Origin of the sequence: Bifidobacterium panos (genome assembly GCF_012932445.1) — a bacterium.
Classification (GTDB): domain Bacteria; phylum Actinomycetota; class Actinomycetes; order Actinomycetales; family Bifidobacteriaceae; genus Bifidobacterium; species Bifidobacterium panos.
In genome coordinates, this window is record NZ_JAAIIJ010000010.1 from 12,965 (window position 1) to 26,782 (window position 13,818).

The window sequence follows — 13,818 nt, forward strand, 5'->3', positions numbered from 1 at the left end:
CGCGGTAGCGGCGGGGCGATAAGGTGGCTTTATGAGTGATTTTGTGGATCGAGTGACCGTCCATGTCAAGGGCGGCGACGGGGGCAACGGTTCGGCGGGCATTCGCCGCGAGAAATACAAGCCCCTGGCCGGGCCGAACGGGGGCAACGGCGGTGATGGCGGTTCCGTCGTGTTCGTGGCCAGTCGCAACGCCACCAGTCTGCTCGATTATCGCTTCATGCCGCACCGCACCGCCGGCAATGGCACGATGGGTTTGGGCGACAACAAGGACGGCTCCAAAGGCGAGGACCTGATATTGCCCGTGCCCTGCGGCACCGTCATCTTCACCGCGCGCGGGGCGCAAGGCCAGCCGAAGCGCCCTGGCGAGCAGCTCGTCGACCTGCGCCACGAGGGCGACCGGTTCGTCGCGGCGGCCGGGGGGGCTGGCGGTTTGGGCAATATCGCGCTGGCGAACAAGACCCGCCGCGCCCCCGGCTTCGCCCTGCTCGGCGAACTCGGCGAGGAGCGCGACGTGATTCTGGAGCTCAAGTCCATTGCCGACGTGGCGCTGGTGGGCTTCCCCTCGGCTGGCAAATCTTCGCTGATCGCCGCGATGAGCTCGGCCAAGCCGAAGATCGCGGATTATCCGTTCACCACGCTGGTGCCGAATCTCGGTGTCGTCGTCGCGGGGGATCGGCGCTACACCATTGCCGACGTGCCCGGCCTCATCCCCGGCGCCTCGCAGGGCAAGGGTTTGGGGCTTGAGTTTCTGCGGCATATCGAGCGCACTGAAATCATCGCGCATGTCATCGATTGCGCCACGCTCGAACCGGGGCGCGACCCGCTCAGCGATTACGAGGCGCTGGAGAAGGAGTTGGCCATTTACGCCGATTCGCTCGACTTGCCGCTGGGTGCCATTCCGATTCCCGAGCGCCCGCGCATCGTGATCCTCAACAAGGCGGACGTGCCCGAGGCCAAGGAGCTCGCCGAGTTTGTCGCTCCCGAGTTTGAGGCGCGCGGCATGAAGACCTTCATCATCTCCACTGCCTCGCACGAGGGCTTGAAGGAGCTTAACTTCGCTTTGGCCGACATGGTGACGCGGATGCGTGCAGAGGTCGCCAAACGCGAAGCCGCCGAAGACGAGGCGCGCGTGGTTATCAAGCCGCTGGAAGGTGGCAGTGGTGGCGGTGGCGGTGGCCGCCGTCGCCGCACGGCAGACGAAAACGGCACCGCGCTCGATTTCACCATCGAGCACAAGGAACTCGGCAACGGCGAGACTTGGTTCGAGGTCACCGGGCGCAAGCCCGAACGCTGGGTGCAGCAAACCAACTTCGATAACGACGAAGCCGTGGGCTATCTGGCCGACCGGCTCGCCAAGCTGGGCGTGGAGGACGAGCTGGGCCGTCAGGGCGCGCACCCCGGCGACGAGATTCGCATCGGGCGCGGCGAACGCGCAGTCGCCTTCGACTGGGATCCCACCATCGCCGCCGGCGCGGAAATGCTCGACGGCACGCCGCTGGGCGCACGCGGCAAAGACTTGCGCTTGGAAGAAGACGAGGGCCGCGCGCGCCGACGCACCAACGCCGAACGCCGCCGCGAATACCACGAAATGATGGACGCCAAAGCCGCCGTACGCGAGGCGATGATGGCCGAACGCAAGGCCGGCCACTGGGCCGACCCGTCCGTGGACGACGACCGGCACGACGAACACAGCCTCTTCGGGCGAGGCGATGAGCAATGAGCACACCAAGCGGCACACCAAGTTATGACGAGATCCGCCGGCGCATCGCCGAAGCGCAAACCATCGTCGTCAAAGTCGGCTCCAGCTCACTCACCCAGCCGAGCGGCCACATCGACCCCGAGCGCCTGAACGCGCTGGCCACCGCGCTCGCCAACGCCCAGTTGATGGGCGCGCGCATCGTGCTCGTCTCCTCCGGCGCCATCGCCGCCGGCTTCGGCCCGCTCGGCTTCGACGCCCGCCCCACCGACGTCGCCACCCAGCAAGCCACCGCCGCAGTCGGCCAAGGTCTGCTCATGGCTCAATACGAGGCCGCGTTCGCCCGCTTCGGCGTGCGCGTGGGCCAGATTCTCATCACCGCCGAAGACACGATCCGCGCCGCGCAATACCGCAACGTGCAGCGCACGCTGGAACGCCTGCTCGACTTGGGCGTGTTGCCCATCGTCAACGAGAACGATTCGCTGGCCTCCAACGAGATTCGCTTTGGTGACAACGATCGCCTCTCCGCGCTGGTGGCCAACTTGGTGCGCGCCGACGCGCTGGTGCTGCTCACCGACGTGGACGCGCTCTATACCGCGCCTCCCTCCAACCCGGCGGCCAGGCGCATCGCCTATGTGCCGAACGTGCTGGAGGCGCTGGGCGAGGTCGAGGTCTCCGGCTCCGGCTCGAAAGTCGGCACGGGCGGCATGGTGACCAAGCTGGAGGCGGCGCGCGTGGCGGCGGTTTCCGGCATCCCCACGGTGCTCACTTGCGCAGGCAATGCCGGCCCGGCGCTGATGGGCGACCCGGTGGGCACCACGTTCGCGCCCGTCAAACACCGCGGCTCGACCCGCCGGCTCTGGATCGGTTTCGCCGCCGAACCGCGCGGCTCGATTGTGGTGGACGCCGGTGCCGCGAAGGCCGTGCGTGGCGGTCGCGCCTCGCTGCTGGCCGCCGGCGCTTCGGCTGTGCGCGGCGCGTTCTCCGCAGGCGACCCGGTGTGGGTGGACGCTGAAAACGGCACGCACCTGGCTCGCGGCCTGGTGGCCTACGATTCCGAGGAAGCCGCGCGCATGTGCGGCCTGACCACCGCCCAGCTCAAAACCTCCCTCGGCGCCGAATACGCCCACCCCCTCATCCACCGAGACAACCTCGTCCTGCTCTAGCCGGCCCCGCCGCATATCGACGGGGAAATCAAGAAAGATAGTCACGAACAATGCCGATAAACTGTTTGACATTCGTTGAATAATTCGGATACGCAATTTCCAATTGCTTCGAATCGCGGGCATACACCAGCACGACATTGTCATACGGACATTCCTCAGACTCTTGCCCCATCAGGCTCGCTTCGATCCGGTGCTCGTAAACACTGTATTGGCTCATTGCGTCGAGTAGTTGTCGCTGTCCGTACGATTCGATGTCGAGATCCTGATTGCTTCTTGAAAGCTTGAGCAGGAAAAGCTCCTTATCGCTGTTCTGTTTGGTCTCGATGGGCAAAACACTATCGGTTGCTTGCTGTAAATCGTCAAGTAGCTGCTTGGCGCAATCGAGTGAACGTAGTTGTGCCCGCAGATCATGTTGATTGTCCGTGAATCCCGGAACTGGCGACGTGTGTTCTTCCAAAGCGAACAAACTGGAGACGATTTTGAAAAAGCACAGTCTTTCCGCCTCTTGCTCATCGTTGACCCGGTTTGTTTCCATACTTTTGTATTCCGCGCCATAAATTTCGCCGGCGGCTTCCACTGCTGTGGACCAGTAATGCTGCAGTTTTGTGCGTATCTGGATTTCGATGTGATATGAGCCTTCCGGCGTTTCATTATTGGTGAGCAAGTGGTATGACCGATATCCGCTTTCCCTGGGGGTGTCAATGTAGTTTTTCTCGCCGTCGCTGCCTTTCAATATGAGACGAGCTTTCAGTGTATCTGCGGCTTGATGGACTTGCTCAACGGTTTCGAGAATAAGTCGGCATCCACCGATATCGTCCAACTCCCCGAGTTTGAAATTCGCTTCAGGACGTTGGACTTTTGCAACGATTGACGCCAAGCGCTTGAGGCGGTATGTGGCCACTGAATTCTCAAACTTGTGTGAACATGCCAAAACTTGTGTGAAGCATTGCTCCGTAGCACCTAGATGCTGAGCGCGCCACTGTTGAGCGGTGATCAAGGCCTGTTGATAAGCATCGGCTTCCGCAGCCGGACCGGCACGCAGAACACGGCCTGCTTTTGTGGCGAGAGTGCGACTGATATGCTGGGCCATACCGTCTGTAGTCATGGAAGATTAGTATACTTTGCGCCGGCAGAAAGGGGGATAGCAATGGCAAATATTGCTGATGTCGCAGTGTATATTCTGAAGAATTACGGCTCTACGACCACGATGAAACTGCAAAAATTGGCCTATTACTCGCAAGCGGAGTCTTTGTCACGTCATGCTCGTCCCCTTTTTGACGAGGATTTTCAGGCATGGAGAGGCGGTCCGGTTTGTTCCGAGCTGTATGCCTTGCACAAGGGCAAGTTCATCATCCGAGCAAATGAGATCGCGCTGCCTTCTGGGCAGATCAACCTGACCGTCGAGGAACAGCAGACCATAGACAGGGTGTGCTCCAAATTGTTCGCTTGCACAGGCAACGAACTCAGTCGGCGTACTCACCGCGAAAAACCGTGGATTGATGCACGCGGCGGGTTGGCGCCAGCTGCAACATGCAGAACAGTCATCAGCAAGGAAGCGATTCGAGATTTCTATCAAGACAATCCTGTGATTGCTGAATAAGCTGAATAAGCTGAACAGGCTGAATGAAATCGAATCGAAATGGGGAATTGCGGCAAGAGCGCAATACATGAGGCGGGTCATTCGGGTTTTCCGAAGGCCCGCCATTTTTGTCATTCAGTGTGACCATTCAGTGACATCATCCCGTTCGCCACAGCCAAAACATGTTTGTGGCGACATGTTGGTGTCGTCACGGGGCGGCAATAGCATGAGAGGCATGAGCATGGCTGATTGGCAGATATTGTCCGAACGCATCAATCACGTGACGCCGAGCGCCACTCTCGCCGTCGATTCCAAGGCCAAAGCCATGAAGGCCGCCGGCCTCGACGTCATCGGGTTCGGCGCCGGCGAACCGAACTTCCCCACCCCCGCAAACGTGGTCGAAGCCGCCGCCGAAGCCTGCCGCGACCCGAAGAACTACAAATACACCCCCACGCCCGGCTTGCCCGAACTGCGCCAGGCCATCGCCGACAAAGTCAAACGCGACTCCGGCTACGAGGTGGCCGCAAGCCAGGTGGTCGTCACCAACGGCGGCAAACAAGCCGTCTATTCAACATTCCAAATCCTGCTCAACGACGACGACGAAGTCATCATCCCCGCGCCGTATTGGACCAGCTACCCGGAGGCCGTGAAACTCGCCGGCGGCAAGCCCGTCGAAGTGTTCGCCGGAGCCGACCGCCGCTTCGAGCCGAGCATCGAGGCCATCGAAGCCGCCCGCACCGAACGCACCAAGGCGATCATCGTCACTTCGCCGAACAACCCCACCGGCGCGGTGTGGAGCGAACAAACCATCAAAGCAATCGGCGAATGGGCGCTCGCGCACCACATCTGGGTGATCAGCGACGAAATCTACGAACACCTGAACTACGACGACGCCCGCACCACCTACATCGGCGCCGCCGTGCCCGAACTGCGCGACCAACTCATCGTCTTGAACGGCGTGGCGAAAACCTACGCCATGCCCGGCTGGCGTGTCGGCTGGCTCGTCGCGCCCGAGCTGGTGGCCAAGGCGGCGGCCAAACTGCAAGGGCACATGACATCCAACGTGGCCAACGTTTCGCAACGCGCCGCGCTCGCCGCCGTGTCCGGCCCGCTGGACGAGGTGCATCGCATGCGCGAGGCCTTCGACGTGCGCCGCCGCGCCATCGTGGCCGCGCTCAACGACATCGAGGGCGTGAACTGCCCGACCCCCACCGGCGCGTTCTACGCCTTCGCGGACATCACCGCGTTGCTGGGCAAGCCGCTTGGGCCGAACGGTACCGTTTCGCGCACTTCAAGCGAGTTCGCCGCCGCGCTGCTCGAAGAAGCGCACGTCGCCGCCGTGCCCGGCGAGGCGTTCGGCGCGCCCGGATACTTGCGTTTTTCCTACGCGCTGGCCGACGATCAGCTCGCCGAAGGCATGCGCCGCATGAAGGCCTACGTCGAGGCCTGACCCACCGCGCGTCGTCCCCGCTTGTCGAAATCGCGGCCTGCTGGTAAGGTATCGCCTTGGCGGTTTTCGTCATGGCGAAGCGCTCCCTCGCGTGAGGGAAACAAGCCGAGACGAAGTTCACCTAGGGATGTGGCGCAATTGGTAGCGCAACGGTCTCCAAAACCGTAGGTTGTGGGTTCGAGTCCCGCCGTCCCTGCCAAGTTGTGATGAGCACCTGCAAACGTAAGGATGGATATGGCGAAGGCAAGCAAAAGCGAGAAGGCCGTCAAGCCCAACGTGTTCATGCGCATCGGTCTGTTCATCAAGCAGATCATCGATGAGTTGCGCAAGGTTGTCACCCCGACGGCCAAGGAGCTGTTTCTCTGGTCGCTGGCTGTGTTCATTTTCGTACTATTGCTGATGGCGTTCGTCACGGGCATGGATTTCGGCTTGAGCAAGCTCGTGCTGTGGGTGTTCGGCTGATTGCCGCGCGGCTCAATGCTGATCGAACTGTGAACCTAGTGTGAACCTAAAGGTGAATAACGCATGAGTGATGAAGTGAATCTCGAAAACATCGACGCGTTGCCCGATGTGGCTGAGGTCGCCGACGCTTCCGAAACTGCGGGCGATCAGGAGCAAGAGGCTTCGGCTGAGGCCGCTCAGCCTGCCGAGACCGCTCAGTCTGAGGAAGCCGCCGAGCCGGTTGACGCCGGTCAGGCCGCCGTTAACGAGTTCTTCAAGTCTCTGCGCACCCTCGAAGGCAACTGGTATGTGTTGCACACCTACTCCGGCTACGAAAAGCGCGTGAAGACCAACGTTGAGTCCCGCATCTCCAGCTTCGGTCTGGAAAATAAGATTTTCCAGATTGAAGTGCCGATGGAGGAAGTCGAGAAGCACACCGACAAAGGCAAGAAGGTCATCACCCGCGTGCGCGTCCCCGGCTATGTCCTCATCCGCATGTGGCCCGACGAGGACGCCCGTCGCATCGTCCGCGAGACCGAAGGTGTCACCGGCTTCGTCGGCCCCACCAAGGATCCCGCTCCTTTGAGCCGCAAGGAAGTCGTCGCCATGATGGCTCCCATGATCGCTTCCGAAGCCCTGAAGAAGGCCGGCGACAAGCCCGCTGCTGCCAAGAAGCGCAAGCTCGAAGTCTCCTACGCCGTTGGCGATCAGGTCACCGTCACCGACGGTCCCTTCGCCACCATGCCCGCCGCCGTCTCCGACGTCGAGCCCGCCACTCAGAAGCTCACCGTGCTAGTGTCCATTTTCGGCCGCGACACGCCGGTGGAGCTTGACTTCTCCCAAGTCGAAAAACTCTCCTGAAACACGCTGACGGAGCGTCTTCTGCGCCGAACCGTTAAGCAGACAGTCCGGTGGACTGTCTGTAGGTGAGGTGAGCGGGCGCGCTATTTTGCGCCCGCGAAGGCTGGCGTAAGCCAGCGCCTCGGTCGACGTACCTTCGTACGCCTTCCCTCGGTGCGCCTTGCCGCCGCACGCGTCAGCGTGTTTCAGCCGTTGTCAATGGTGATGGAGCGTCGGCTGCGCCCCGCTCGGGATGACAGGAAAGTATCGCCGTTGTCAGACGGGGGCGGCATAATGGGAAAGCTTGTGTCTGGAGGGGAGACCCGCTAGCACAGCACAGCAATATAAGTTGCGGGAGGAGACCGCGCTTGGGCGCGTTGGTGCCGAAAGGCGAAAGAAAGCCAAGGTATCGGGCGAACACGGCACGGCGACCGGCTGAACCGCGTTATAGAAAGTAGACCATTACTATGGCTAAAGAAAAGCAAGTATCCGCGCTGATCAAGCTGCAGATCGAAGCCGGCAAAGCCAATCCGGCTCCGCCGCTGGGCCCGGCTCTGGGTTCCCACGGCGTGAACATCATGGACTTCTGCAAGGCCTATAACGACCAGACGAAGGACAAGATGGGCCAGGTGATCCCCGTTGAGATCACCGTGTACGAAGATCGTTCCTTCACCTTCATCCTCAAGACCCCGCCGGCCGCGGCTCTGCTGAAGAAGGCCGCCGGCGTCGCCAAGGGCACCGAGAACCCGCTGACCCACAAGGTCGGCTCCGTCACCAAGGCTCAGGTTCGCGAGATCGCCGAGATCAAGATGGCCGACCTGTCCGCCCGTGACATCGAGGCAGGCATGAAGATCATCGAAGGCACCGCCCGCTCCATGGGCATCACGGTGACCGACTGATAAGGAGAAGGACAGATGGCTAAGCATTCCAAGACATATCGCGAAGCGGCCGAGAAGATCGATCGCAACAACCTGTACACCCCCGACCAGGCCATTGCTCTGCTCAAGAGCCTGCCCGCCCGCAAGTTCGACGAGACCGTCGAAGCTGTGCTGCGCCTGAACGTCGACCCGCGCAAGGCCGACCAGCTGGTCCGCGGCACCGTGAGCCTGCCCAACGGCACCGGCAAGACCGTCAAGGTGCTGGTGTTCGCCCGTGGCCCGCAGGCCACCGCCGCGCAGGAAGCCGGCGCCGACATCGTCGGTGACGACGAGCTGATCGAGAAAGTGGCCGGCGGCTTCCTCGACTTCGATTCCGTCGTCGCCACCCCCGACATGATGGGCAAGGTCGGCAAGCTGGGCCGTGTGCTCGGCCCGCGCGGCCTGATGCCGAACCCCAAGACCGGCACCGTCACGATGGATGTGGCCAAGGCCGTGCAGGACATCAAGGGCGGCAAGATCGAGTTCCGCGTCGACAAGGACGGCAACCTGAGCTTCCTGATCGGCAAGGTCTCCTTCGACGAGAAGGCTCTGGACGAGAACTTCCGCGCCGTGGCCGAAGAGGTCAAGCGCCTGAAGCCCTCCACCGTCAAGGGCCGCTACATCACCAAGGCCACCATCGCCTCCACGATGGGCCCCGGCGTTCCGGTTGACACGAACGCTCTGTGATGTAAACGAAACTTAAGCGAAATAAGACCCCCGTCGCGCTTCGTGCGTGGCGGGGGTCTTCGCATGGAGAAGCGGTTATCCGCCTCCGTCGGCTTCCGTGAGCAATCTCCGTCAGCAGCCTCCGTCAGCAGCGCTCATCAGCCCCCTCACCATCGCCTCCATTAGGTGCGCCGCCCACCTTCTCATCAGGGGGAATTGGTTTCTTCGAATATGGGTCTACGCTAAAGCCGACCGAATGTATGCGAACTTAACTTAACGGATTGAACTTAACAGACTTAACTTAACGAACTTAACTTAACGGATTGAATTGCGAACGATTGAACTGCGAAAGTCGAACGTGCTGCTGACGGTCGCTTTCAATTGAGTTAATTGAATTAAAGATGTTACTGGGAAAATCGCGCACAGCACACTGTGTTGTCATGGGGGATTGTGACTGCGCGCGTGGCACAGGTTTCCGGCATGACCCGGGGATGAAGCGGTGGTGTGCTTCGTCTTCCCCGCGGTCGTGCCGGTTGCCTTGCCTTTCTTTCGGTAGCAAAACCACGCAAGGTGACTGGCGCTGAGAAGGGGGCGGCATGGCATATAGAAACATGACTGTGGGTTGGGGCGCTGTTGCCAGCCAACCGGTTACGCCCGAGTGTTGCGACGATCACTGGAATCCGCCGAAACGGAAGCTGAAAAAGAGGGGGGGGGGATTCGTCTGCTAAATGCTATATCGATGGTGGGCTGACTGGTCGATTCGAAAGGCTGACAGCCTGTGATGTGTGCATGTTTTTTGGCAAGTTATTTGCGGTTATCGCGAAGCGCGGAGTTGCGGGTGGTCGCCTGATTGGGTTCGGCAATGGTGCTGATGGTGTTGATGGTATTGATTGCGCGAGTCTGCCGCTGGCCACTTGCATTTGGCCGATTTGGCCGAAATTTTCCGCTATCACTGCGGTGATCGCCCATTGGTTCAATGCCGCCAACGTGAGTTCTAAGACGACGATTAAGACAACGACTAAGACAACGATGGGGCTGGAGAGTGCCGAGTTCAGGCTGTTTGGGGAGAAGAAGAAAGGAACAATCAAGCATGTTTGAGAGGAGACGGTTTCGTCGCGGTTGCTTGTTGCCCATTGTGGTTGCCCTGGTCGCCGCGATGATATGCGCTTTCGGTTCAGCCTCCACATCGGCCACAGCCGAACCCGAAAAAATCACGCTTAAGGTAACTAACGTTGAAGCGGGCGTGAAAGGCACAGCATACAAGTACATGGATGTGAATTTGGAAGGTGGATCAACTGAGCCGGTAGAAAAGTTCGGTCTACAAGTGACCGATGTGGTGAAGAGAAACTTTGAACACTACATCGACAGTGAGGGCAAACCGACTGAACAGTTTAAGGGAATGGACGCTGATGGCAGAAATGCTTTCTCTGACAAGTTGCTTGCTGTTATCACGAATCAAGGAATTACTTTGCCGTCAGAGGCTGTCGTGGCTTCTGTCGTGGCTTCTGGCGATGGTGACGGTATTAGTTTTCATCTCCCGATGGGAGGTTACGTGATCAAGCTCACCAACGGCAGTAGTCATCTATATGACCCGATTTTTGCTTATATTTGGCCGCAGGACGGGACTCTTACGGTTAGGAAGGATTTCGACCAAAGCGCTCTTGCCTCTATAGGGGCCAAAAGCCAGGAAATTACCAGCAAGAAGACGGTGGGTGACGATGACAATAAGACTAAGACCCATAGCCAAATCGGCGATATTGTCAGATTCCAAGTTAAGACTCCAATCCCCAAATATCCGGCTAATGCCACCAACAAGTATTTTGGCGTGCAAGATCACCCGGATCCTGGTTTGAGCATCAGATTGGAGTCGATTAAGGTTCAAATTGAGGGCGAACAAACCGCGTTTGATAAAAATAGTAAAGATTATTCGACGGATTCCGTCGGTGCCGACCCCGGCGACGCGGGTGGCGAGGGCTTCAGAGTCGAATTCGATACGGAGCAATACAGGAGTAAGCTCTCTGAAGCCGCCATGTTAGACAAGAAGCTCATCGTCAAATACGAAGGTAAGTTAGATGAGAAGGCTTCGATTAAGGGTGGGAATGGTACACAAAATCATGCTCATCCGTTGATTGTGAAGGATAATTACGATCCTGAACTTGACCTCAACAACAAGTATACGAATCCGCCTGATGCTCCCGCTTTTACCACGATATACACCTACGGCGTCAAGCTCACCAAGATGGATTCCCAGACGGAGGCCGAACTGCCGGGTACCCAGTTCGAACTGCATAAGAATGACAGTAAAGTCCATGTAAAACAAAAAGGCGAGGGCATGTACATTGTTCAAGAGGCCGGTCCTGGCGGCATCACTACCACTATCACTAGCGGTAAGAATGGTTTGGTTCAGATTGATGGTCTGAATGCGGGCGTCACCTACACGCTGAAGGAAACTAAGTCTCTCGAGGATTACGACCCTGCTGGGCCGGTTACGATTGAGATTAAGGATGGAGATCCTGATGAGCCTGATGGCATACCGGATCTCAACAGCAGCATGATTGGTGGTAATCCCGTTACTGCGGCGCTCGAGGATAACCGCCTCACGTACACGCTTACGAACACGAAGAAAAGGCCGCCCGAAGAACAATTCGACTTCACGCTGCCGAAGACTGGTGCGATGGGCACCGCGGTCTTCAGCGCGTTCGGTGTGGCGTTGGTCGCTGCTGGCGTCGCGCTTGTCATCGTCCGCCGTCGAAAGGACAAGCAATCTTCTTAAGTTGGCCAGTGACTCAATGGCCGAGAGCGCCGCATGGCTGGGCAAAGCCCATGGGGTGTGCCTCTCGTGCCTCGTGACGGGGTGAATTCGTCTTGTGGGAACGCGGCTACCGTGTACGGCGATAGCTTGCTTTGTTTTCCGTGGTTGCGCCGGTCACCTTGCTTTAGGTTTCCTTTGGCTGATTTCCGGGGGGAAAGCGGCAGAAGAAAGGAATAACCGAGCATGTTTGATGGGAGACGGTCTCGTCGCGGTTGCTTGTTGCCCATTGTGGTCGCCTTGGTCGCCGCGATGGTGTGTGCTTTCGGTTCGGCCTCCATGTCGGCGACGGCCGAGTCCGAGGGGACTTCAGCCCTCACCACTGAGCTTAAGGTGACTAACCTTGAAAAGGGCGTAAAAGGCACAGCATACAAATATATGAAGGTGGAGGGAGAGGGAGACCAGGACAACCAGCCGAAACAGCACTTCGAGTCACCAGTGATCAACGTGGTGAGCAATGACTTTGCAAGCAAAAACTACATCAAAGATCGCGACAAAGATGGCGACGAACCGACTAAAGAGTTCAGGGACATGGACTCTGAAGACAGAAACGCTTTCACCGACAAGTTGCTCAGTCTTGTCGCGAATGACTTAATTACTTTGACTTCTTATTCGAGTGATGTTGCGGTTTCCGGTACTGGCGGTAAAGCCGAGATTAGTTTCACCCTCCCGGTAGGGGGCTACGTGATTAAGCTCACTAACGGCAGCGATTGCATATATACCCCGATTCTTGCTGATGTCTGGTTGCACCCGAATGGAAATCTTCAGATCCGGGGGGATCTCGACCTTAGCCCTATTGACGCAATAGCGGCCAAGAGCGAGAAAATTACCAGCAAGAAGACGGTGGATGGCAATAAGACTAAAACCCATAGCCAAATCGGCGAAGCTCTGAACTTCCGGGTTGAAACTCCGATCCCCAAATATCTGACTCATGCCACCAACAAGCATTTTGGCGTGGAAGATCATCCGGATTGTGGTCTGACCATTAAGCCATCTTCGATTAAGGTTCAAATTGGCGGGAAGATGCTTTCGAAGGAGAACAAGGATTATTCGGATGATAGTGTCTCTGCTGAAAAAGATCGAGGCAGTGGTATCAGAATCGAATTCAACACTGAGCAATATAATAAGAGTAAGCTCACCGACGCTGCCGAATCAGGCGAGAGCCTCATCGTCGAATACGAAGGCAGATTGAATGATAAGGCTTCGATTGAGGGTGGCGGTACACGAAACCACGCTCGTCCGCTGATTGTGAAGGATAACTACGATCCCAAGCTTAACCTCTTCGACAAGTACACGAATCCGCCTGAAACTCCTGCTTTTACCACGTTATACACTTACGGCGTCAAACTCACCAAGGTGGATTCCAAGGATGAGAGCAGAAAGCTGGGGGATGCCGAATTTGAGCTGTATAAGAAGGAAGATGGCACCACTACTGAAATCAAGGTAAAAAAACAATCCGCTGATCCCACCTCAGCGGGACAGGCTGGTGCCGCCACGGGCATGTACGTTGTTCAGGAGGCTGGTTCCCCGGGTAGCGTCCCCATCACCAGCAATGCCGAGGGGCTCGTTCAGATTGATGGTCTGAATGCAGGTGTCACCTACATACTGAAGGAAACCAAGGCTCCTGAAGGTTATAGCGACTCTGCTGAGCTGGTGACGACTGAGATTATAATCCGCGACGAAAAAACTGAAGATGGTAGCTCTAATGGGCCTGATGGTAAGCCGGATCTCGACAACAGCAGCATGATTGGTGGTAAGGCCGTTACGGCGCTTGATAACAACCGCCTCGTAGGCAACATTGAGAACAAGTCGACGGCGCAGCCAGGTCCCGGCCCCGGCCCAGACCCAGGCCAGTATGACTTTACGTTGCCGAAGACTGGTGCGATGGGCACTGCGGCTTTCAGCGCGATCGGTGTGGCGCTGGTCGCTGGCGGTGTCGCTCTTGTGGTGGTCATACGTCGCCGCAAGGTCAAGCACTCCTCTTAGCGCCGCAGAGTAGCTATACGGTAAAAACGTCAAAGGCCTCAAAGGCGTTGCATGGCTGGGCGAACCCCATGCTTGCATGATCGGGCGAACCCATGTGTCTCGGCCGGGCGAACCAACATGTGCTTGCACAGCTGGGCGACCCCCCCAGCGCCTCTGCGCGAACCCGCAACCCGTGGGGTGCCATTCGCGCCTCGCGACGGGGTGAACCGCTCCTTTCGGAATGCGGCTAGCGTATAAGCGACGGAAATTGTTGCGAATACAAGGGAAA

General features: G+C 58.3%; 12 protein-coding genes and 1 tRNA gene. 12 read left to right on the top strand and 1 reads right to left on the bottom strand.

Features of this window, described 5'->3' with window-relative positions; translation table 11 throughout:
• Window positions 1-31 precede the first annotated feature (31 nt).
• A complete protein-coding gene (gene obgE, locus G1C94_RS03180) occupies window positions 32-1,720 on the top strand; it encodes a GTPase ObgE (protein WP_172144579.1) in 1,689 nt (562 codons plus the stop codon).
• On the top strand, window positions 1,717-2,862 hold the full coding sequence (gene proB / locus G1C94_RS03185; protein ID WP_172144581.1) for a glutamate 5-kinase: 1,146 nt from the start codon (window positions 1,717-1,719) through the stop codon (window positions 2,860-2,862). The genes obgE and proB overlap by 4 nt, the downstream gene beginning before the upstream one ends.
• A 28-nt stretch (window positions 2,863-2,890) precedes the next feature.
• Here the strand turns inward: proB and G1C94_RS03190 are convergent, their stop codons facing one another.
• Window positions 2,891-3,967 carry a RelA/SpoT domain-containing protein gene (locus G1C94_RS03190; RefSeq protein WP_216656808.1) on the bottom strand — a complete coding sequence of 359 codons (1,077 nt, stop codon included), beginning with the start codon at window positions 3,965-3,967 and terminating at the stop codon, window positions 2,891-2,893.
• 42 nt (window positions 3,968-4,009) lie between these two features.
• On the opposite strand from G1C94_RS03190, the gene G1C94_RS03195 reads away from it, so the two are divergent.
• The 10 genes from G1C94_RS03195 (at window position 4,010) to G1C94_RS03240 (ending at window position 13,550) form a co-directional block, all read left to right on the top strand.
• A complete protein-coding gene (locus tag G1C94_RS03195) occupies window positions 4,010-4,462 on the top strand; it encodes a Panacea domain-containing protein (RefSeq protein ID WP_172144584.1) in 453 nt (150 codons plus the stop codon).
• Window positions 4,463-4,682: 220 nt separating this feature from the next.
• Window positions 4,683-5,891 (top strand): pyridoxal phosphate-dependent aminotransferase, encoded by a 1,209-nt coding sequence (locus G1C94_RS03200; RefSeq protein ID WP_172144616.1) that lies wholly within the window; start codon window positions 4,683-4,685, stop codon window positions 5,889-5,891.
• A 123-nt stretch (window positions 5,892-6,014) separates the two neighbouring features.
• A tRNA-Trp gene (locus G1C94_RS03205) sits at window positions 6,015-6,090 on the top strand.
• A gap of 35 nt (window positions 6,091-6,125) precedes the next feature.
• Entirely contained in the window at window positions 6,126-6,353 is a 228-nt protein-coding gene (gene secE, locus G1C94_RS03210; RefSeq protein WP_172144586.1) for a preprotein translocase subunit SecE, read from the top strand.
• A 63-nt stretch (window positions 6,354-6,416) separates the two neighbouring features.
• Complete coding sequence (gene nusG, locus G1C94_RS03215; protein WP_172144588.1) at window positions 6,417-7,193, top strand: transcription termination/antitermination protein NusG; 777 nt, start codon at window positions 6,417-6,419, stop codon at window positions 7,191-7,193.
• A gap of 446 nt (window positions 7,194-7,639) precedes the next feature.
• Complete coding sequence (rplK, locus tag G1C94_RS03220) at window positions 7,640-8,071, top strand: 50S ribosomal protein L11 (RefSeq protein WP_172144590.1); 432 nt, start codon at window positions 7,640-7,642, stop codon at window positions 8,069-8,071.
• Window positions 8,072-8,086: 15 nt separating this feature from the next.
• On the top strand, window positions 8,087-8,776 hold the full coding sequence (gene rplA / locus G1C94_RS03225) for a 50S ribosomal protein L1 (RefSeq protein WP_172144592.1): 690 nt from the start codon (window positions 8,087-8,089) through the stop codon (window positions 8,774-8,776).
• Window positions 8,777-9,544: 768 nt separating this feature from the next.
• Entirely contained in the window at window positions 9,545-9,853 is a 309-nt protein-coding gene (locus tag G1C94_RS03230) for a hypothetical protein (protein ID WP_172144594.1), read from the top strand.
• On the top strand, window positions 9,846-11,528 hold the full coding sequence (locus tag G1C94_RS03235) for an isopeptide-forming domain-containing fimbrial protein (protein WP_172144596.1): 1,683 nt from the start codon (window positions 9,846-9,848) through the stop codon (window positions 11,526-11,528). The genes G1C94_RS03230 and G1C94_RS03235 overlap by 8 nt, the downstream gene beginning before the upstream one ends.
• Before the next feature lie 222 nt (window positions 11,529-11,750).
• Entirely contained in the window at window positions 11,751-13,550 is a 1,800-nt protein-coding gene (locus G1C94_RS03240) for a SpaH/EbpB family LPXTG-anchored major pilin (RefSeq protein WP_172144598.1), read from the top strand.
• The last annotated feature ends 268 nt before the right edge of the window (window positions 13,551-13,818 follow it).